Here is an 18,853-nt window from a genome sequence, read left to right as displayed (position 1 = left end):
TTTCGTTTCAGCCCTCCCCTATTGTGGATAAGGCTCGGTCACCGGCCGCTGCTCATCCACCAGAATCCAAACCAGCAATTTTGCCGGCTTCGCCTCACTGGCATTGCGCGACACCAGGTGCACGGCGCCCGGCGGCTCGTACCAGAAATCACCCGTCTTGTAGTTAACCGGCTTTTGTTCACCCTTGAGCTGGGAAACCACTTCGCCTTCGAGCACATAGGCCATGACCGCGCCCGGATGCTGGTGCGCGACGGACTTCTGCCCCGGCGCATAGTCGACCGTCAGCATGATGGCTTTCTTGCCCGGCGCGTTGGCTGGCAGTTGCTGCTGCAGGATGCCGACCGCCTCCTGGCCTTCTTCCGGGCCATGGGCCCAGGCGCCCGGCAGGGTGAACAGGCTGGCGACGATCAGCGTACTGATGGGTAACAGACGGGATTTCATGGGCATTACCTCGCAGGAGTGGATGCCGGCAGGTTATGCCGACGCCCGGGAGGTAAAAAGCGCCAATTCAGGGAAAAACGCGGAGGCTAATCAGCTGCGGCCAATGGGGTAGAAGGTGCCCGCGCTCCAGACGCCCAGCCATTCCTGGCCATCGATCTGGCGCGGCACGGCCAGCTCCACCAGCTGGTAGAACACATTGCGATGGATCAACGCTTCCAGGTTGCTGCGCATATGCACATAAGGCGAAGGCTCCTGGGTACTGGCATCGATCTCGAAGCGCAGAGGATGCTCAGGCCCCGCCTCGACCTGATCCTCGACATTGCTGGTGAAGCGCAGCACCTGCTGCTCACCACTGCCCTGCACGTCCAGGGCAACCGCCACGAATGGCGCATCATCGACCTTGATGCCGACCTTCTCCACCGGCGTCACCAGGAAGTAGTCGTCACCGTCGCGACGGATGATGGTGGAGAACAGCCGCACCATCGGTTTGCGGCCGATCGGCGTACCCAGGTAGTACCAGGTGCCGTCACGGGCGATGCGCATGTCGATATCACCGCAGAAATCCGGGTTCCACAGGTGTACCGGCGGCAACCCCTTCTCTGACTTGGGGATCTGCGCCAACAGATCATTGGCCTTGCCGCTTGCTGACATCACCCTCTCCTTACTGACTCATGCCCAGAAGACTGCGAGCGTAATCCTCAAGCGGTGGGCCAAGCAAATCTTCCGGCTTGTTGTCATGGAACGTCAGCAATCCGCCACGGCTGTTGATCCGCGTCGTGTCGATCAGGTAGCGGGTGCTGGTTTCGATCAGCATCAGTTGAATCACACCGGTATCGATCCCTAAGCGATCGACCGCCTGCTCGTCATACCATTCATCGCCATTGCCGATGCGGTCATCGGTGCGGGCAAAGCGCGCATACAGGAGGTAATGGGCGCCCACCGAACGCGCCTCGACCAGGGCGTCTTCAAGGCCCAGCGGCCCCTGGGCCCTGCGCACCAGGGGGAAGTACTCGATGAAGCCCTTGAAGGCCTCTTCGGCGACCACGTTGGGCCGTGGATAAGGGCCCTGGCCCGGCGGGACGAAGGCACCCTGGCCAATGTAGATGAACGAGTCAGGCTGCAAGCGTACCGACAGCGAGCGGCGGGTGTCGCTGTGGTCGAGCAGGCCAGCGTCGCTCATGTGGTAGCGAACACCCTCGCCCATATCGCTGACATTCATGCAGCCGCCCAGCGCCGTCAGCGCCAGCAGCAAACCCAGGCTACGCATCAATCCTCCAGTGGCCGGTGACGGAAAACCGGCGAATGGCCGACAGATGCAGCTTTTGCGCCAGTCTTAGCCGCCGATGATTTTCATCACCGTCACGCCACCGGAAAACGCCACCGGCTGCTTGTCGCCCAGGGCCTTGACCAGCAGCCCTTGCAGGGCAGGCAGCGCTTCATGGCGCGGCTTGTCGAGCAGGTCGCCGATGTAGTGACGATTGCTCGACGACAGGCAGCCGTGCAGCCAGCCGGTGGAGGACAGGCGCAGCCGCGAGCAGGTCCGGCAGAACGGCACGCTTTCGTTGGCGATCACGCCAAAGTAACCCAGGCCCGGGATCTGGTAGCGCAAGGCCGTGGCATCCACTGGCGCGTTGGCCTGCAAGTATTCGTAGCGCTCGCCGATCAGCTGCAGCAGGTGCTCGAGGCTGACAAACTGCTGCAGGAAGGCATTGTTGTCGCGGGCCAGATGGCCCATGCGCATCAGCTCGATGAAACGTAGCTCGAACCCGCGCGCCAGGCAGTATTCCAGCAGCGGGATCACCTGGTCGAAGTTCTGCCCGCGCAGGGGCACCATGTTGACCTTGATCTTCATCCCCGCCGCACTGGCCTGCTCCATGCCATCGAGCACGGTGGCCAGGTCGCCGCCGCGGGCGATGCGACGGAATGCATCGGGATCGAGGGTATCGAGGGAGACGTTGAGACGACGAATGCCCGCAGCACGCAGCAACGGCAGCTTGCGCGCCAGCAACTGGCCATTGGTGGTCAGGCTGATTTCATCCAGCCCCAAGGGCGCGACCGAGGTCAGGAAGGTTTCCAGCTTGGGGCTGACCAGGGGTTCGCCGCCGGTGACCCGCAAACGCTCGATGCCGGCCGCTTCGATCAGGTAGGCCACGCCGCGCGCCATGGCTTCGGCAGACAGCTCGTCCTGGGCCGCCACCAGACGCTTGCCGTCCGGTACGCAATAGGTGCAGGCATAGTTGCAGGCAGCGGTGAGGCTGACGCGCAAGTTGCGAAAACGCCTGCCTTGGCGGTCGACGATCATGGATGACTCCGGCATGGATGAATCGGGCTTGCAAAACCTGACTCAAAAATCAGGTTTTTGCAAGCCTTCATACCTGAGTATATTCCTGCATTGCACTTCCCTGTAGCGGCATCGGGCTGCCGAATGTGTCAGTTACCGGCCGCATCCGGGTCGCGCTTGCGCTTGTTACCCATGCGCACGCCGATGTCCATCAGGAACTGGAAGAAGCCTTCCTGGTCTTCCAGCACATTGCTCCAGAACGGCGAGTGATACAGGGCCACGGCACCGTGCACCAGGGCCCAAGCGGCGCAGTAGTGGAAGTACGGCGGCACGTCTTCGAGCTTGCCTTCGCTGATGCGCCCCTTGATCAGCAGGGTCAGGCGGTCGAAGTTGGAGGCACGGATCTTGTGCAGCTCCTCGACCATTTCCGGCACCTGGTTGCCCTTGACCACCTTCTCTTCGAGGCGGTCGAACAGCCGGTAGCGCTGCGGGTCGCGCATGCGGAATTCGAAATAGGCGCGCGACAGGGCTTCCTTGTCGCGGTCAACGTCGGCGGAGTGCAGCAGTTCGTTCAAATCGCGCTCGTAGTCGAGCATCAGGCGCAGGTAGATCTCCGCCTTGGATTTGAAGTGCTTGTAGATCGTGCCTTTGCCGATACCGACAGCATCAGCGATCATCTCGACGGTGACGCTGTCTTCACCCTGGTCGAGAAACAGCTTGAGCGCGGTATCGAGAATTTCCTGCTCACGGCGACGAAACTCACGGACCTTACGAGGTTCTTTCTGCATATGATGGACTGGATCGGAATCGAAGCCGGTTATTATGCCTAACTTGCGCCAAAATGCACGGATCATCCAACCATGTCTATGTTTCTCGATGAGTTTGAACAGGCACCAGGACTGCGCTATCTGAACCATGCAGCAGTGGCTCCCTGGCCGAAACGCGCCAGCCAGGCGGTTTCGCGCTTCGCCGACGAAAACGTTTGGCTAGGCGCAAGGGACTATCCGCAGTGGCTGGCAACGGAGCAACGCCTGCGTGAGCGGCTGATGCGCCTGACGAATGCACCGTCGACCGATGACATCGCCCTGATCAAGAGCACCTCGGAAGCTCTTTCCTTCGTCGCCTTCGGGCTTGACTGGCAAACGGGCGACCAGATCGTCATCAGCGACGAGGAGTTCCCGTCCAATCGCATCGTCTGGGAAGCCCTGGCCGACCGGGGCGTCGATGTAATCCAGGTCAGCCTCAAGGGCGCCGACCCGGAAGCCGACCTGCTCGCCGCCTGTGGCCCGCGCGTGCGCCTGCTGGCGATCAGCGCCGTGCAGTTCGCCAGCGGTCTGCGCATGGACCTTGCACGGCTTGGCCAGGGCTGTCGCGAGCGCAATGTGCTGTTCTGCATCGACGCCATCCAGCAACTGGGCGCCCTGCCCTTCGACGTGCAGGCCTGCCAATGCGACTTCGCCATGGCCGACGGGCATAAATGGATGCTCGGCCCGGAAGGCCTCGGGGTGTTCTACTGCCGCGCCGAGGTGCGCCCACGGCTGAAGCTCAGCGAGTATGGCTGGCACATGCTCGAACGCATGGGCGACTACTCTCGCCCCGAATGGGAACCGGCCCACAGCGCCCGGCGCTTCGAATGCGGCAGCCCGAACATGCTCGGCGCCGCAGCACTGGAGGCCAGCCTGTCGCTGCTGGAGGAAGTGGGCATCGAACAGGTGGCCGCGGCCCTGCAGCAGCGGGTGACCTGGCTACGCGACGGCCTGGCGGCGATCGCCGGGGTACGCCTGCACAGCCCGCAGGATCCGGCACGACGCAGCGGTATTGTGTCGTTCAGCATCGACGGCATTGATAACTTCGTGGTCTATCAACACCTCAAGCAGGAGCAGGTGGTGTGCATTACGCGAGGTCCTGGCGTGCGTTTTTCGCCGCATTTCTACACACCAAAGCACGTAATCGACGAAACTCTGGCTATAGTGCGACAGATTGCAGAGCGATGAGTGCTCAGCAGCCGCAGCCGTATTCCAAATCTGTTTAAAAAACGAGCAATGCGCGCTGGCAGCCCGCCAATCCTGACCAATACTTCAGGTGTTGACGCGGCACATCCCCCCAGTGGCGCGCCGATAAAGGTGCTCAGGGACCGCGTACCTTTGTTTTACTCCTAATGGTCTTAACCCGGATTCACCCCCCAGAACCCGGGTTTTTTTTGCCTGCAATAATCTGCCGGCACCACCATCAATCCGTGGAGGAGCTGTGGGAGCTGGCGTAGCCTGCGATACCAACACCGCGCAACCCATGACACCGCATCGCAGCTATCGCCGGCGATGCCGGCTCCCACAGTAGCCAGCCAATCAAGGCAAATGCCCTGTCAGCTCACCCGCGCCAGCGGGAACAGGCGCTTGAAGTTGGCGGTGGTCTGCTGCGCCAGTTGCTCGTAGCTTTCCCCCCGCAGCATGGCGACGAACTCCGCCACTTCCCGCACGTACTGCGGCAGGTTCGGCTTGCCCCGGTAGGGAATCGGCGCCAGGTAAGGCGAGTCGGTCTCCACCAGCAAGCGGTCGGCCGGCACCTGGCGGGCCACGTCGCGCAACGCATCGGCATTGCGGAAAGTGACGATGCCGGACAAGGAGATGTAGTAACCCAGGTCCAGCGCCGCCTTGGCCATGTCCCAGTCTTCGGTGAAGCAGTGCAGCACACCGGCCTGGCCCAGGTCAGCCTCGCGCAGCAAGGCCAGGGTGTCGGCGCGGGCTGCACGGGTGTGGATGATCACCGGCTTGCCGGTGGTTTTCGCAGCCTGCAGGTGCAAGCGGAACGACGCCTGCTGCAACTTGGCCGCTTCCGGCTCGTAGTGGTAGTCCAGACCGGTTTCGCCGATGGCCACCACATGGGGGTGTTCAAGCTCCTTGAGCAGCCAGTCCAGGGCCGGCGCACCGTCACTGGTCAGGTCCAGCGGATGGACGCCCACCGAGCAGTCGACATCGCTGTAGCGCTCGCTCAGCGCCTTGACCGCTGCCGCATTGTCGGCGCTCACGCCGATGCACAGGAAGTGCCCTACCCCCCTCGCCCGCGCCGCCTGCAGGGCAGCATCAAGGGAGCCCTGGTGGGCCGAAAGATCAAGACGGTCTAGGTGGCAATGGGAATCTACAAGCATGGCATCACGGCAACTGTGGAAAATGAATGGATTCGGGCTAACCGGCTCAACGCTGGCCGGGCAACATGGCCCAGGACGCCAGCAGTGCTTCGAGCAGCAGCACGCGGTTGAGGTTGGCCTTGGACAGGACTTTCTGGCGCTGGGCGAGGATCCAGTCCTGGATCTCCAGCACCTTGCCCTGGCCGCTCTTCTGCGCCAGGTACTGCACGACCTTGCGCATATCGCTCAAGCCTAATCCTTCCTCATCCTCGGTCAACTGATAGCGCAGGATCAGGTTGGACCAGTCGCAGAACCAGTCGAACAGCTGCAATAGCGGAATGGCATTCCAGGCCTCGGCCAGCTGGCTGGGGGATTGCTGTTGCTTGAGCAGCTTCTTCACCCCGTCGACCACCTGTGCACGCTGTTCACGCACGCCCTGGGCGTTCAGGGTGATGGCGGCCAGCGGCGAGCCGGCGGCCAGGCTCAGCAGCTCGAGGCGCTCCTGCTCGTCGCATTCCGGCAGCGCGCTGGTCAACCAGGCCAGGCTCTGGGCAGCATCGGGCAAGGGGCAGGCCTGCTGCACGCAGCGGCTCTTGATGGTCGGCAGCAAGCGGCTGGGCTGGTGGCTGACCAGGAGCAGCACGGTGTCGCCGGACGGCTCTTCCAGGCTCTTGAGCAAGGCATTGGAGGCGTTGATGTTCATCGCCTCGACCGGCTCGATCAGCACCACCTTGCGCCCGCCCAGCTGGGCGGTCTGGACCACGAAGGACACCAGGTCGCGCACCTGGTCGACCTTGATCGGCTTGTCGGCCTCCTCCGGCTCCAGCACATAGTTGTCCGGATGACTGCCGGCGGCCAGCAACAGGCAAGACTTGCACTGGCCACAGGCCTGCAGGTTGGCCGGGCGCTGGCACAGCAGCAACGCCATCAGGCGCTCGGCCAGGGCCCGCTTGCCGATGCCCTGGGGCCCATGCAGCAGGTAGGCATGGGCATGCTGGGTGCGACCGGCCAGTTGCTGCCACAGCGCCTGTTGCCAGGGGTAGGCTTCAGCCACGGCAACGCTCCAGGATTCGCGGCAGCACGGCGTCGAGTGTGTGCTGTACCTGCGCCAGCGGCTGCGACGCATCGATCAGCGTGTAACGTTGCGGGGCCGCCTTGGCGCGTGCCAGATAGGCCTGGCGCACGGCCTCGAAGAACGCCTGGCCTTCCTGCTCGAAGCGATCCAGGCGACCACGGGCTGCGGCCCGGGACAAGCCGATCTCTACCGGCAGGTCGAAGACCAGGGTCAGGTCCGGGCGCAGCTCGCCCTGGACAAACTGCTCCAGGGTGGCGATGCGCTCGAGCGACAAGCCGCGACCACCGCCCTGATAGGCATAGGTGGCATCGGTAAAGCGGTCGCACAGCACCACTGCGCCTCGCGCCAGCGCCGGACGAATCACTTGCGCCAGGTGCTGGGCACGCGCGGCGAACACCAGCAGCAGCTCGGTGTCGGCGTCCATGGTTTCGTCACTGGGGGCCAGCAGCAGTTCACGAATTTTTTCGGCCAGCGGCGTACCGCCGGGCTCACGGGTCAGGACCACGTCCACGCCCTGGGCACGCAGATGCGCGGCCAGGTACTCGCGGTTGGTGCTCTTGCCCGCGCCTTCGGGACCTTCCAGGGTAATAAACAAGCCGCTCACAGGCAGTCCTTAGAATTGATCATTGCGAGGTGGTTTCGCTGTCCGGTGCAGACGCTTCCGTCTGCGCCCCCGGCTGTGCTTCAGGCTGTGCGTCAGGCTGCACCTGAGACGGCTCCGGCTGCTCGGCAGGCGACTCCTGCGGCGTTTCGGCTGCAGGCTGGCCCTCAGGCGCAGGGCTTGAGCGGTAATCGGCGCGACGCTTGAGCTGATACTCGCGAACCGCCGAGTTATGGGCATCCAGGTCATCGGAGAAGACGTGGCTGCCATCGCCCCGGGCGACGAAATACAAGCTGCTGCCCGGCGTCGGATTCAGCGCCGCGTGAATCGCCTCGCGACCGACCATGGCGATCGGCGTCGGCGGCAGGCCGGCGTTGGTGTAGGTGTTGTAGGGCGTCGGCTCGCGCAAGTCGGCGCGGCTGATCTTGCCATTGTAGCGCTCACCCATGCCGTAGATCACGGTCGGATCGGTCTGCAGCAGCATGCCGATGCGCATGCGCCGCACGAACACGCCGGCAATCTCGCCGCGCTCCTGGGGCACGCCGGTTTCCTTCTCGATCAACGAAGCCATGATCAGCGCCTGGTACGGATCGCGATACGGCAAGTCGGTCGGACGCGCCGCCCACTCCTTGGCCAGCACCTCCTCGAGACGGGCATAGGCCTGCTGGAGGAACTCCACATCGGTCATGCCACGCACGAAGCGGTAGGTGTCGGGGAAAAAGCGCCCCTCGGGAAAGACCCCGGGATGACCGAGCTTGTCCATCACTTCGGTATCGCTGAGACCATCGAGGGTCTGCTTGATCTTTTCATGCTTGGCCAGCGCCGCACGCACCTGGCGGAAGTTCCAGCCCTCGACCAGGGTCAGGCTGTATTGCACCACGTCGCCACGGCGCCACACCTCGAACAGGTCGTGCACGGTCATGCCCGGGCTCAGGCGGTATTCGCCGGTGTGCAGCGGCACGCCGGCCATGTTGAAGCGCCAGTACAAACGCAGCCAGAACGCATCGTCGAGCAGGCCTTCGCGCTCCATGCGGTAGAACATGCGGTTGGGGTTGGTGCCGGTGGGCACGTCGAGCAATTGCTCCTGGCTGACGTGCAGGGGTTGGTCCAGCGCCGAGTTCACCTTCCAGGCGGAAAACCCCAGCATCAGGCCTGCCAGAATCAATCCGGTCTCCAGCAGCACCAAGAATTTACGTCTCACAAATCAGGTATCCAGTAGCGTACGGGCAATGGCCTGCAGTTTAAGGGTGAGCGGCCCCGGCGGCCAGTTCAGCGATGCAAAAGCGCGCACCGGCCAGATGCCGTAGACACTGTTGCAGACGAAGACTTCATCGGCCAGCTCCAGGTCCTTGAGGGACAGGTCGGTAATGCGCACGGCAATACCGGCAGCAGCGGCCTGTTCGATCAGCGCCGCGCGCATCACACCGGCCACGCCGCAGCGGCTCAGGTCGGCGGTCAGCAGCTCGCCTGCGCGCACCAGAAACAGGTTGCTGTACACCCCCTCGATGACCCGACCCGACGTGTCGCGCATCAGCCCTTCGGCATGCTCGGCATCCTGCCACTCGGCCCGCGCCAGTACTTGTTCGAGTCGATTGAGGTGTTTGAGTCCGGCCAGCAGCGGTTGTTCCGCAAGGCGTGTGGAACAGGCAAACAGGCGCACACCCTGTTCGGCATTGGCGGTGGGGTAAGCAGGCAAGGGACTGCCCTGAAGGATGCGCCGGGGCGCGCCCCCCGCAGCCGGCGCATAGCCGCGCTGGCTGTCACCGCGAACCAGGATCAGCTTGAGCACGCCATCACCCAGGGCACTGGCGTAACGGCACAGCTCATCGCGAATCAACCCGTGATCGGCGCTGATCGCCAGGCGCTGGCAACCCAGCGCCAGGCGATCGAGGTGAAACGCGAGCAACGAGGGTCGACCGGCCCGCACGGCGATGGTCTCGAACAGACCATCGCCATAGGCCAGCGCGCGGCTTTGCAGATTGACTGCATCGGCCGGCAGGCCATCGACCCAGGCGTGCATCAGCCGGCGAACCGGCGGAACACCAGCGAGCCGTTGGTACCGCCAAAACCGAAGGAGTTGGACAGCACGACGTCGATCGGCATGTTGCGCGCCTGGTGTGGCACGAAGTCCAGATCGCAGCCCTGGTCCGGCTCATCGAGGTTGATGGTCGGCGGTGCTACCTGGCTGTTGATCGACAGCACGCTGAAGATCGCCTCCACCGCACCGGCAGCGCCAAGCAGGTGACCGGTCATCGACTTGGTCGAGCTGACCGCCAGCTTGTAGGCGTGATCGCCGAACACCGACTTGATCGCCGAGGCTTCGGCCAGGTCACCGGCCGGAGTCGAAGTGCCATGGGCGTTGATGTAGTTCACCTGGTCGGCGTTCAGGCCGGCATCGCGCAGGGCATTGGTCATGCAACGCGCGGCACCGCTGCCGTCTTCCGGCGGCGAGGTCATGTGGTAGGCGTCGCCGCTCATGCCAAAGCCCACCAGCTCGGCATAGATGGTCGCGCCACGGGCCTTGGCGTGCTCGAGTTCTTCGAGCACCAGAGCGCCGGCACCGTCGGACAGGACGAAACCGTCACGGCCCTTGTCCCATGGACGGCTGGCACGGGTCGGGTCGTCGTTGCGGGTCGACAGCGCACGCGAGGCACCGAAGCCGCCCATGCCCAGGCCGCAGGCGGCCATTTCCGCACCGCCGGCGATCATCACGTCGGCTTCACCGTAGGCGATGTTGCGCGCAGCCATGCCGATACAGTGGGTACCGGTGGTGCAGGCAGTGGCGATGGCGTAGTTGGGTCCCTGTACACCCAGGTGGATCGACAGGAAACCGGAAATCATGTTGATGATCGAACCGGGTACGAAGAACGGCGAAATGCGCCGCGGGCCCTGGTCATGCAAGGTCCGGCTGGTTTCTTCGATGTTGGTCAGGCCACCGATGCCCGAGCCCATGGCCACGCCGATGCGCTCGCGGTTGGCGTCGGTCACTTCCAGGCCGGCATTACGCACTGCCTGAAAACCGGCTGCCAGGCCGTACTGGATGAACAGGTCGAGCTTGCGGGCTTCCTTGACCGACAGGTACTGCTCGACTTCGAAGCCCTTTACCGAGCCGCCGAAACGGGTGGAGTAGGCAGACAGGTCCGTATGCTCGATCAGACCTATGCCACTGCGGCCAGCCAGAATGCCCTGCCAACTGCTCGGCACATCCGTACCCAGTGGCGACAGCATACCCATACCGGTGACCACGACGCGTCTACGCGACACAGCACTCTCCTTATTCAACATTGACTACATGTCTTGTAAAGAAAAAACCGCACGCCGGCGAAGGCAGTGCGGTTTTTCCATGACAAGAAGCGACGACTACAACGTCTTAGGCCTGGTGGGCGTTGACGTAGTCGATAGCAGCTTGAACAGTAGTGATCTTCTCGGCTTCTTCGTCAGGGATTTCGGTCTCGAATTCCTCTTCCAGAGCCATCACCAGCTCAACGGTGTCAAGGGAATCGGCACCCAGATCTTCGACGAAGGAAGCAGTGTTCACGACTTCTTCTTCTTTAACGCCCAGTTGCTCGGCGACGATTTTCTTGACGCGTTCTTCGATGGTGCTCATACCTTGTTTTCACTCCTAATGGACATATGTCAGGCAGCTGGCCGGTGTGTAAGTGTATAGAAAGACGTCTGCTTTTCAAGCGCAACACGCCTTACCAGACCACACCTGCCAACCGACTAGAATCTGGATGCAGCTTTATAACGGATTTTAGACAGCTCGTATGACATTTTTTTGAAGCAATCCGTCACATTCGATTTACATGTACATGCCGCCGTTGACCGGAATGGTCGCGCCGGTCACATAACCTGCGCCTTCGGAAGCCAGGAACGCCACCACATTGGCGATCTCCTGGGCCTGGCCCAGGCGACCCAGTGGAATCTGGGTCTGCAGCGCTTCACGCTGCGCTTCCGGCAGTTCGCGGGTCATGTCGGTGTCGATGAAGCCCGGGGTCACCGAGTTGACGGTGATGGCGCGGGAACCGACTTCACGGGCCAGGGCGCGGCTGAAACCTTCCAGGCCGGCCTTGGCGGCGGCGTAGTTGACCTGGCCGACGTTACCCATGGCACCGACCACCGAGCCGATGCTGATGATACGACCCCAACGGGCCTTGGTCATGCCGCGCAGCACGCCCTTGGACAGACGGTAGAGGCTGTTGAGGTTGGTGTCGATGACGTCGAACCACTCGTCGTCCTTCATGCGTAGCATGAGGTTGTCGCGGGTGATGCCGGCGTTGTTGACCAGGATGGTCGGCGCGCCGAACTGCTCCCCGATAGCGGCCAGGACGGCGGAGACCGACTCGTCGCTGGTCACGTTCAGTTCCATGCCGGTACCGGTGATACCGTGTTCCTTGAGGGTAGCGGCGATACGCTCGGCACCCGAGGCGGAGGTCGCGGTACCGATCACGGTCGCGCCCAGACGGCCCAGTTCCAGGGCGATGGCCTGGCCGATACCACGGCTGGCGCCGGTAACCAGTGCAACTTTACCTTGCAGGCTCATGCAAGCTTCTCCTAAATCAGGCCAGCGCCGCGCGGGTGGCGGCGACAGCATCCGGGGTGTTGAGGTTGTAGGTGGTGACGCCGTCGGCGCAACGCTTGTTCAGGCCGGCCAGGACCTTGCCCGGGCCGCACTCGACCAGGTTGACCGGGCCGTTGGCGGCCAGGGTCTGCACGCACTCGACCCAGCGCACTGGCTGGTAGAGCTGTGCCAGCAAATCTTGCTTGAGCGCGGTCAGGTCTGCAGCGACCGCCGCGGTGACGTTCTGCACTACCGGAATTTCCGGGGCCTTCCAGTCGATGGCGTTGACCGCCTCGGCGAAGCGCTCGGCAGCCGGGCGCATCAGTTCGCAGTGCGACGGCACACTTACCGGCAGTGGCAGTGCACGCTTGGCGCCCTTGGCCTTGCAGGCTTCCATGGCGCGCTCGACAGCGGCCTTGGCACCGGCGATGACCACCTGGCCCGGCGAGTTGAAGTTGACCGCGCTGACCACTTCGCCCTGGGCCGCTTCGGCGCAGATGGCGACGACGTCGGCGTCGTCCAGGCCGAGAATGGCGGCCATGGCGCCCTGCCCGGCCGGCACGGCTTCCTGCATCAGTTGACCGCGGCGCTCGACCAGCTTGACCGCATCGGCCAGGCTCAGGCTGCCGGCGGCGACCAGCGCGCTGTACTCACCCAGGCTGTGGCCGGAGACGAATGCAGGGCGCGCACCACCCTCGGCCAGCCACAGGCGCCACAGGGCGATGGAGGCGGTCAGGATCGCGGGCTGGGTTTTATCGGTCTGATTGAGTTGCTCCTCCGGGCCTTCCTGGACCAGTTTCCACAGGTCGTAACCCAGAGCCTCGGAAGCTTCCTTGAAGGTCTCGATGATCAGCGGCTTTTCTGCGCCGAGCTCGGCGAGCATGCCGAGGGACTGCGAACCTTGACCGGGAAAGACGAATGCGAGGGATGCAGACATTGAACAAGCCCCTAATGATCTTGTCGTCGGAAAATGAAGCGCCCGGCACCGGGCCGAGCACAAGAAACTGAAGACTTGGATGATAGCGAGCACCAAGCGGTCACATTTAACCACTTCCTGGCGGATTATGCCTAAAGCAACAGGTCTTCCAGGCGCCCGTGCAGACGCTCGGGCAGGTTCTCCTGGATCTCGATCAGGGCGCGCTGGATGGCGCTCTGGAACCCTTGCACGCCGGCAGAGCCATGACTTTTGATGACAATGCCCTGCAGGCCGAGAAAGCTTGCGCCGTTATGTCGCGCCGGCGCCAGGTCAGCACGCAGGCGCTTGAGCAGCGGCATGGCCATGGCACCCGCCAGGCGCGCGCCCACGCCACCCTTGAACAGGGCCTCGATGCGCGCAGCGATCATGGTCGCCAGGCCTTCGCTGGACTTGAGCAGGATGTTGCCGACGAAACCGTCGCACACCACCACATCGGCCTCGCCGCGGTACAGGCCATCGCCTTCGACAAAGCCGATGTAGTTCAGGCCACGGGCGTTCTGCAGCAGGTTGGCCGCAAGCTTGACCTGCTGGTTGCCCTTGATGTCTTCGGTGCCGACATTGAGCAGCGCCACGCGCGGCCGGGAGATACCCAGGGCCTGGGCCGCCACCGAGCCCATCACGGCGAACTGGAAGAGGTTTTCCGCGCTGCAATCGACATTGGCGCCCAGGTCGAGCAACTGGCAGTAGCCGGTCTGGGTCGGAATAGCCGCGACCATGGCCGGACGGTCGATGCCGGGCAGGGTCTTGAGCACGTAACGGGACAGCGCCATCAGCGCACCGGTGTTGCCGGCACTGACGCAGGCCTGCACCTTGCCATCACGCAATAACTCAAGGGCCACGCGCATGGACGAATCGGGCTTGCCGCGCAACGCCTGGGACGGCCGCTCGTCCATGCCGATCACTTCGCTGGCCGCAACAATCTGCAGGCGCGCGCGATCCGCTGCCGACTGGCCAGCGATCAGATCTTCAAGGAGGGAGGGTTGACCGACAAGGGTCAGGTGTAGCGAGGGGGTAGCCGACAGGCAAGCAATACTCGCCTGAACAATGCTGCGGGGACCGAAGTCCCCGCCCATTGCGTCAATCGCAATGATCTGAGCGGACAAGGATTACTCGTCAGCGCCCTTGTCGATCACTTTACGACCACGGTATACGCCTTCTGGCGATACGTGGTGACGCAGGTGCACTTCACCAGTGGTTTTCTCTACGGACAGAGCGTTTTCCGAGAGGGCGTCGTGGGAACGGCGCATGTCACGGGCAGAGCGGGATTTTTTGTTCTGCTGAACAGCCATAATTGATTAACTCCTAAACGTTTGGGTCACGCTTTAACTGCGCCAATACACTGAACGGGTTGGACCGTGTTACCTCGTCCTTGCTCGGTTCGGGCTCATCGGCGCCCGCCGGCTGCTGGCATTCTTCCGGATGATGAGCAGGCACGATGGGCAGGGCGAGCAGAAGCTCTTCCTCGACCAAGGCCTGCAGATCCAAAGGATCTTCGCCCAGTTCCAGCACGTCATAACCTTTCGGTAACGACTGGGTATTCGCACCCTCCTTCACCACGGCGTAGGTACACTCGCTGTGGATCGGCAGGGTGACCAGCTCAAGACAACGCTGGCAAACCATCTTGACCTCGACGTCGAGTTCGGTGTGGATCACCACAGCCTTCTGCTCGTCTCGCTCAAAATCGAATTTAGCCTGCACCGTACCGACATTGTCGGAAAGCGGGTCGCAGAGTCTCTCCAAATCGGCGAGCTGCAGCGTTCCTTCAATAGAAACACCACGATCGGCCAATTTGCGCGGGTCAACGTGAGGTGGAATCGGGTCATTCAACATAGGCGCAGCATTCTAGGGATGACCCCCGCCCCTGTCAAAGGAAATTCGGCCCCGTTCAGCATGTTAGAATCGTTTCACTTGCCCAGGAGTTTATCATGCTGCCTTTGTTACTGGCTTCCAGCTCACCTTATCGCCGTGAATTGCTCGAGCGCCTGCGCCTGCCGTTCAGCTGGGCGAGCCCCGACATAGACGAACAGCGCTTCGACGAAGAGCCCGCCGTGGACCTGGTCAAGCGCCTGGCCCGGGAAAAGGCCCACGCCCTGGCCGACAGCCACCCCGATCACCTGATCATCGGCTCCGACCAGGTCGCCGTGCTCGGCGAACAGATCCTCGGCAAGCCGCACACCTTCGAGCGGGCCTGCGAGCAACTGCTGGCCGCCAGCGGCAACCACGTCACCTTCCTCACTGGCGTCGCCCTGCTCAACAGCCAGACCGGCCACTGCCAGGTCGACTGCGTGCCCTTCACGGTGAACATGCGCGAACTGGACCTGCCGCGCATCCAGCGCTACCTGCGCGCCGAGGAACCTTATGACTGCGCCGGCAGCTTCAAGGCCGAAGGCCTGGGCGTCAGCCTGTTCCAGAGCACTCACGGGGTCGACGCCACCAGCCTGGTCGGCCTGCCCCTGATCCGCCTGGTCGACATGCTGCTGGCCGAAGGCGTGAACCTGCCCTGATCCTGTGGGAGCGGGCTTGCCCCGCGATACGGCAGTGCGACCGATCGCGGGGCAAGCCCGCTCCCACAGGCACAAAAAAGCCGACCCCAGGGTCGGCTTTTTCTTGCAGCGAATCACTCAGCGCAGCGACGGCCCCTGGAAGCCCATCCACAGCGCCAGGCGCTCGGCAATGCTGGTGCCCAGGCGCTTGGAGAAGCGATCGAACGGCGACTCTTCGACCGTGAAGTCCACCAACTCCTTCTCTCCCACCACTTCGCGGGCCACGTAGCCGGCACTGCCCAGGCCATCCACCAACCCCAGGGCCAGCGCCTGCTCGCCCGACCAGATCAGGCCACTGAACAGCTCGGGATGGTCCTTGTCCTTCAGGCGCTCGCCACGCCCCTGCTTGACGCTGGCGATGAACTGCTTGTGGGTGGTTTCCAGCACGCCCTGCCAGAACGCCGTCTCTTCCGGCTTCTGCGGCTGGAACGGATCGAGGAAGGCCTTGTGCTCGCCTGCGGTATAGGTGCGCCGCTCGACGCCCAGCTTCTCCATGGTGCCGACAAAGCCGTAGCCCGCCGCCGTGACACCGATGGAGCCGACCAGGCTGGCCTTGTCGGCATAGATCTGGTCAGCGGCACTGGCGATGTAATAGGCGCCGGAGGCTCCCAGGTCGCTGATGACCGCGTACAGCTTGATGGCCGGGTACTCGGTACGCAGGCGACGAATCTCGTCATAGATGTAGCCCGACTGCACCGGGCTGCCGCCCGGGCTGTTGATCCGCAGGATCACCGCCTTGGTCTTGGAGTCCTTGAACGCGTCGCGCAGGCCGCTGACGATGTTGTCGGCACTGGCAGGCTCCTGGTCGGCGATCATCCCGCGCACCTCGACCAGCGCGGTGTGGCTGACGCTGCGCGAGGCTGCCTTGTCCATGTCCATCAAGGGCGAGAACAGGGCCAGGATGCCGAACAGGTACACAAAGGTCAGCAGTTTGAAGAAAACCCCCCAACGCCGCGCACGACGCTGCTCCTGCACACCCGCCAGCAGGGTTTTCTCCAGCAGCTTCCAGCTCTTCTGCTCTTCGTTGCTCTCGGCGTCGGGCGCCTTCCACTCGTCAGCCATGCTCACCTACCCTGGAATTACCGCGGCAGGCGTCCGGCTCAGCCAGGCCTGCAAATGTGAAAAATGCTCGATACAGACCTGCGGCCCAAACGCGCTCAAGGCCTGCGGCGACATGGCCCCATAGCTGACCGCCACCGAATGCATGCCGGCATTGCTGGCCATCAACAGGTCGAACGATGAGTCACCGACCATCAATGCCCGCGCAGGCTCGACCTGGCAATGCGCAAGGATCTCCTCGAGCATCTGCGGATGGGGCTTGCCCCGACTTTCGTCGGCAGCCCGGGTGATATCGAAGTAATCTTCCCAGCCATTGGCCCGCAGCACCCGGTCCAGGCCGCGACGCGCCTTGCCGGTGGCTACAGCCAGACGATAACCCTGGGCACGGAAGACTTCCAGCGACTCGACCACCCCCTCGAACAGCGGCGACGGCTGGTCGTCGAGGGCCATGTAGACATCGGCGTAGTGCTGGCGAAAGCTCGCCACCTGCCCGGCATCCAGGTGCGGATACAGCACGCTGATGGCCTCGGGCAGCGCCAGGCCGATGATGCCCTTGACCGCCTCGTCGTCACAGGTGGCCTCGCCGGCGCGCCCGGCCGCCAGGTGCATGGCCTCGACAATGCGCCCGATCGAGTCCGCCAGGGTGCCGTCCCAGTCGAAGATCAGCAGGTCGTAATCACGCTGCACTCAGGCGCTCCACGGTCTTGGCCCACATCTCGTCGACCGGCGCTTCGAGCTTGAGCTCACCGCCATCGGGCAGCGGCACGGTCAGGGCGTAGGCATGCAGGAACAGGCGCTTGCCGCCCAGTTCGCGAATCTCGCGGGTGAAATCTTCATCGCCGTACTTGCTGTCGCCCGCGATGCAGTGACCGGCATGCAGGGCATGCACGCGAATCTGGTGGGTACGCCCGGTGATCGGACGCGCCTCGACCAGGGTGGCGAACTCGCCGAAACGGCGCAGTACGCGGAACAGGGTCAGCGCCTCCTTGCCTTCATCGTTGACCTCGACCATGCGCTCGCCCGAGCGCAGGTTGCTCTTGAGCAACGGCGCGTTGATCTGCTTCTTCGCGGTCGCCCAGTGGCCACGCACCAGCGCCATGTAGCGCTTGTCGACACCGTCGCCGCGCAAGGCGGTGTGCAGGTGGCGCAACATGCTGCGTTTCTTGGCGATCATCAACAGGCCCGAGGTATCGCGATCGAGGCGATGAACCAGCTCCAGCTCCTTGGCATCCGGACGCAACTGACGAAAGGCTTCGATCACGCCGAAATTCAGACCGCTACCGCCATGCACAGCAATGCCGGCCGGTTTATTGAGCACGATCAAAGCCTTGTCTTCGTAGACGATGGCGGCCTCAAGACGCTGAAGCAAACCCTGGGCCACAGGCACGGGCTCGTCGCGCTCAGGCAGACGAACGGGCGGAACGCGCACTACGTCGCCCGCCTGCAGCTTGTACTCAGGCTTGATCCGTCCCTTGTTCACACGCACTTCGCCTTTGCGCAAAATGCGGTAAATCAAGGTCTTGGGCACACCTTTGAGCGCAGTGATGAGGAAATTATCGATTCGTTGGCCGGCAAGTTCCGGCGCGACCTCAATCAGCTGGACGCCGGAGGTCGGAGGGGCATTAGTCGTCATTTGCCAATCATAACAATTTTTGATGGATTTGAAGCACTTAATGATTGCTGCTATAGTCGCGAACGCCGCCAAAAGCGGCTGGCCAGCGGACCCACGGCTTCTAGCCGGCCCTGACCGACGCAATTCTCGAGGACGCGAGGCCGTCCGACGGGGCTTTTGCCAGTTTACAGAAATGCCTGGAATCGCCACCAGCGCCGTGCAGAGAAGACCGATAAAAAACAACAAGAGCGGTGTTTTGCCCTCCCCCACGTTTTTTTCGATGCCACTCTGCCAGTGCCGTCAATTTCACGCACTCATGGCGAAGGCTTCGGAAACACCTGCCTTGAACATAAAAGGCGCGGGCTCCCCTTTTGGAGCCGGCGAAAATGCAACCCGTTGCGGATTCAGCGCGCGGCAGCACCCGAATTATCAGGGATACGTGTAGGGTGGAGATGCACAACCGTCGGACCGTGTAGTACTGCGTCCGGTCCACCGGCCAATCTGGCCAGGTGAGCGGACCCGGTCTTGATCAAGATGCCCCTGGGGCGTCCACGGCCGAAGGCTGATTCCTCCTCCTGAC

The 18,853-nt window shown here is 63.0% G+C and carries 22 protein-coding genes; 2 read left to right on the top strand and 20 right to left on the bottom strand.

Annotated elements, in window-relative coordinates; translation table 11 throughout:
* Positions 1-18 precede the first annotated feature (18 nt).
* The 5 genes from M2D63_RS05305 to M2D63_RS05285 all read right to left on the bottom strand — a co-directional run bounded on the left by M2D63_RS05305 (position 19) and on the right by M2D63_RS05285 (position 3,510).
* Positions 19-441 (bottom strand): cupin domain-containing protein, encoded by a 423-nt coding sequence (locus M2D63_RS05305; protein WP_285861770.1) that lies wholly within the window; start codon positions 439-441, stop codon positions 19-21.
* Positions 442-531: 90 nt separating this feature from the next.
* Positions 532-1,092: a DUF1285 domain-containing protein gene (locus M2D63_RS05300; RefSeq protein WP_285861769.1), complete on the bottom strand. Its 561-nt coding sequence runs from the start codon at positions 1,090-1,092 to the stop codon at positions 532-534.
* Between the two features lie 10 nt (positions 1,093-1,102).
* Positions 1,103-1,708, bottom strand: a complete 606-nt coding sequence (locus tag M2D63_RS05295) for a DUF4823 domain-containing protein (RefSeq protein ID WP_285861767.1) — start codon at positions 1,706-1,708, stop codon at positions 1,103-1,105.
* 66 nt (positions 1,709-1,774) lie between these two features.
* The gene (locus M2D63_RS05290) at positions 1,775-2,743 is read right to left on the bottom strand and encodes a GTP 3',8-cyclase MoaA (RefSeq protein WP_285861766.1); all 969 of its coding nucleotides are present in this window, start codon (positions 2,741-2,743) and stop codon (positions 1,775-1,777) included.
* A gap of 128 nt (positions 2,744-2,871) precedes the next feature.
* Complete coding sequence (locus M2D63_RS05285; protein ID WP_285861765.1) at positions 2,872-3,510, bottom strand: TetR/AcrR family transcriptional regulator; 639 nt, start codon at positions 3,508-3,510, stop codon at positions 2,872-2,874.
* 72 nt (positions 3,511-3,582) lie between these two features.
* Between M2D63_RS05285 and M2D63_RS05280 the strand changes: the two genes are divergently transcribed.
* A complete protein-coding gene (locus M2D63_RS05280) occupies positions 3,583-4,716 on the top strand; it encodes an aminotransferase class V-fold PLP-dependent enzyme (protein WP_285861764.1) in 1,134 nt (377 codons plus the stop codon).
* A 368-nt stretch (positions 4,717-5,084) separates the two neighbouring features.
* On the opposite strand, the gene M2D63_RS05275 is transcribed toward M2D63_RS05280, so the two are convergent.
* The 12 genes from M2D63_RS05275 to M2D63_RS05220 all read right to left on the bottom strand — a co-directional run bounded on the left by M2D63_RS05275 (position 5,085) and on the right by M2D63_RS05220 (position 14,889).
* Entirely contained in the window at positions 5,085-5,867 is a 783-nt protein-coding gene (locus M2D63_RS05275) for a TatD family hydrolase (RefSeq protein WP_285861763.1), read from the bottom strand.
* A gap of 46 nt (positions 5,868-5,913) precedes the next feature.
* Entirely contained in the window at positions 5,914-6,900 is a 987-nt protein-coding gene (locus M2D63_RS05270) for a DNA polymerase III subunit delta' (RefSeq protein ID WP_285861762.1), read from the bottom strand.
* Positions 6,893-7,525, bottom strand: a complete 633-nt coding sequence (gene tmk / locus M2D63_RS05265) for a dTMP kinase (RefSeq protein WP_285861761.1) — start codon at positions 7,523-7,525, stop codon at positions 6,893-6,895. The genes M2D63_RS05270 and tmk overlap by 8 nt, the downstream gene beginning before the upstream one ends.
* A 19-nt stretch (positions 7,526-7,544) precedes the next feature.
* Entirely contained in the window at positions 7,545-8,723 is a 1,179-nt protein-coding gene (gene mltG / locus M2D63_RS05260; RefSeq protein ID WP_285861760.1) for an endolytic transglycosylase MltG, read from the bottom strand.
* A 3-nt stretch (positions 8,724-8,726) separates the two neighbouring features.
* The gene (gene pabC, locus M2D63_RS05255; RefSeq protein ID WP_285861759.1) at positions 8,727-9,542 is read right to left on the bottom strand and encodes an aminodeoxychorismate lyase; all 816 of its coding nucleotides are present in this window, start codon (positions 9,540-9,542) and stop codon (positions 8,727-8,729) included.
* Positions 9,542-10,786 carry a beta-ketoacyl-ACP synthase II gene (gene fabF, locus M2D63_RS05250; RefSeq protein ID WP_285861758.1) on the bottom strand — a complete coding sequence of 415 codons (1,245 nt, stop codon included), beginning with the start codon at positions 10,784-10,786 and terminating at the stop codon, positions 9,542-9,544. The genes pabC and fabF overlap by 1 nt, the downstream gene beginning before the upstream one ends.
* 106 nt (positions 10,787-10,892) lie before the next feature.
* On the bottom strand, positions 10,893-11,129 hold the full coding sequence (gene acpP, locus M2D63_RS05245) for an acyl carrier protein (RefSeq protein ID WP_065257230.1): 237 nt from the start codon (positions 11,127-11,129) through the stop codon (positions 10,893-10,895).
* A gap of 195 nt (positions 11,130-11,324) precedes the next feature.
* On the bottom strand, positions 11,325-12,065 hold the full coding sequence (gene fabG, locus M2D63_RS05240; RefSeq protein WP_285861757.1) for a 3-oxoacyl-ACP reductase FabG: 741 nt from the start codon (positions 12,063-12,065) through the stop codon (positions 11,325-11,327).
* Positions 12,066-12,081: 16 nt separating this feature from the next.
* Positions 12,082-13,020 (bottom strand): ACP S-malonyltransferase, encoded by a 939-nt coding sequence (gene fabD, locus M2D63_RS05235; RefSeq protein WP_285861756.1) that lies wholly within the window; start codon positions 13,018-13,020, stop codon positions 12,082-12,084.
* A gap of 131 nt (positions 13,021-13,151) precedes the next feature.
* Entirely contained in the window at positions 13,152-14,162 is a 1,011-nt protein-coding gene (gene plsX / locus M2D63_RS05230) for a phosphate acyltransferase PlsX (protein WP_285861755.1), read from the bottom strand.
* A gap of 3 nt (positions 14,163-14,165) precedes the next feature.
* Positions 14,166-14,348, bottom strand: a complete 183-nt coding sequence (gene rpmF, locus M2D63_RS05225; RefSeq protein ID WP_010223221.1) for a 50S ribosomal protein L32 — start codon at positions 14,346-14,348, stop codon at positions 14,166-14,168.
* Between the two features lie 13 nt (positions 14,349-14,361).
* The gene (locus M2D63_RS05220) at positions 14,362-14,889 is read right to left on the bottom strand and encodes a YceD family protein (RefSeq protein ID WP_285861752.1); all 528 of its coding nucleotides are present in this window, start codon (positions 14,887-14,889) and stop codon (positions 14,362-14,364) included.
* Positions 14,890-14,984: 95 nt separating this feature from the next.
* On the opposite strand from M2D63_RS05220, the gene M2D63_RS05215 reads away from it, so the two are divergent.
* Positions 14,985-15,563 carry a nucleoside triphosphate pyrophosphatase gene (locus M2D63_RS05215; protein ID WP_285861751.1) on the top strand — a complete coding sequence of 193 codons (579 nt, stop codon included), beginning with the start codon at positions 14,985-14,987 and terminating at the stop codon, positions 15,561-15,563.
* Positions 15,564-15,680: 117 nt separating this feature from the next.
* Here M2D63_RS05215 and M2D63_RS05210 read toward each other — a convergent pair whose 3' ends face one another.
* The 3 genes from M2D63_RS05210 to rluC are packed head-to-tail and all read right to left on the bottom strand — an operon-like array spanning position 15,681 to position 18,294.
* Positions 15,681-16,664 (bottom strand): S49 family peptidase, encoded by a 984-nt coding sequence (locus M2D63_RS05210; RefSeq protein WP_285861750.1) that lies wholly within the window; start codon positions 16,662-16,664, stop codon positions 15,681-15,683.
* Positions 16,665-16,670: 6 nt separating this feature from the next.
* The gene (locus M2D63_RS05205; RefSeq protein WP_285861749.1) at positions 16,671-17,348 is read right to left on the bottom strand and encodes an HAD family hydrolase; all 678 of its coding nucleotides are present in this window, start codon (positions 17,346-17,348) and stop codon (positions 16,671-16,673) included.
* The gene (gene rluC / locus M2D63_RS05200; RefSeq protein ID WP_285861748.1) at positions 17,338-18,294 is read right to left on the bottom strand and encodes a 23S rRNA pseudouridine(955/2504/2580) synthase RluC; all 957 of its coding nucleotides are present in this window, start codon (positions 18,292-18,294) and stop codon (positions 17,338-17,340) included. The genes M2D63_RS05205 and rluC overlap by 11 nt, the downstream gene beginning before the upstream one ends.
* Positions 18,295-18,853 lie beyond the last annotated feature (559 nt).

This window comes from Pseudomonas sp. BJa5, assembly GCF_030272875.2.
Classification (GTDB): Bacteria; Pseudomonadota; Gammaproteobacteria; order Pseudomonadales; family Pseudomonadaceae; genus Aquipseudomonas.
Note: the sequence above shows the minus strand (reverse complement) of the source record. Positions and strands in the feature narration are given on the sequence as shown.

What these genes read in the sequence shown, in the direction of transcription:
- M2D63_RS05305 (WP_285861770.1), bottom strand. Translation starts at nt 441, where the DNA reads ATGAAATCCCGTCTGTTACCCATCAGTACGCTGATCGTCGCCAGCCTG.
- M2D63_RS05300 (WP_285861769.1), bottom strand. Translation starts at nt 1,092, where the DNA reads ATGTCAGCAAGCGGCAAGGCCAATGATCTGTTGGCGCAGATCCCCAAG.
- M2D63_RS05295 (WP_285861767.1), bottom strand. Translation starts at nt 1,708, where the DNA reads ATGCGTAGCCTGGGTTTGCTGCTGGCGCTGACGGCGCTGGGCGGCTGC.
- M2D63_RS05290 (WP_285861766.1), bottom strand. Translation starts at nt 2,743, where the DNA reads ATGATCGTCGACCGCCAAGGCAGGCGTTTTCGCAACTTGCGCGTCAGC.
- M2D63_RS05285 (WP_285861765.1), bottom strand. Translation starts at nt 3,510, where the DNA reads ATGCAGAAAGAACCTCGTAAGGTCCGTGAGTTTCGTCGCCGTGAGCAG.
- M2D63_RS05280 (WP_285861764.1), top strand. Translation starts at nt 3,583, where the DNA reads ATGTCTATGTTTCTCGATGAGTTTGAACAGGCACCAGGACTGCGCTAT.
- M2D63_RS05275 (WP_285861763.1), bottom strand. Translation starts at nt 5,867, where the DNA reads ATGCTTGTAGATTCCCATTGCCACCTAGACCGTCTTGATCTTTCGGCC.
- pabC (WP_285861759.1), bottom strand. Translation starts at nt 9,542, where the DNA reads ATGCACGCCTGGGTCGATGGCCTGCCGGCCGATGCAGTCAATCTGCAA.
- acpP (WP_065257230.1), bottom strand. Translation starts at nt 11,129, where the DNA reads ATGAGCACCATCGAAGAACGCGTCAAGAAAATCGTCGCCGAGCAACTG.
- fabG (WP_285861757.1), bottom strand. Translation starts at nt 12,065, where the DNA reads ATGAGCCTGCAAGGTAAAGTTGCACTGGTTACCGGCGCCAGCCGTGGT.
- fabD (WP_285861756.1), bottom strand. Translation starts at nt 13,020, where the DNA reads ATGTCTGCATCCCTCGCATTCGTCTTTCCCGGTCAAGGTTCGCAGTCC.
- rpmF (WP_010223221.1), bottom strand. Translation starts at nt 14,348, where the DNA reads ATGGCTGTTCAGCAGAACAAAAAATCCCGCTCTGCCCGTGACATGCGC.
- M2D63_RS05220 (WP_285861752.1), bottom strand. Translation starts at nt 14,889, where the DNA reads ATGTTGAATGACCCGATTCCACCTCACGTTGACCCGCGCAAATTGGCC.
- M2D63_RS05215 (WP_285861751.1), top strand. Translation starts at nt 14,985, where the DNA reads ATGCTGCCTTTGTTACTGGCTTCCAGCTCACCTTATCGCCGTGAATTG.
- M2D63_RS05210 (WP_285861750.1), bottom strand. Translation starts at nt 16,664, where the DNA reads ATGGCTGACGAGTGGAAGGCGCCCGACGCCGAGAGCAACGAAGAGCAG.
- rluC (WP_285861748.1), bottom strand. Translation starts at nt 18,294, where the DNA reads ATGACGACTAATGCCCCTCCGACCTCCGGCGTCCAGCTGATTGAGGTC.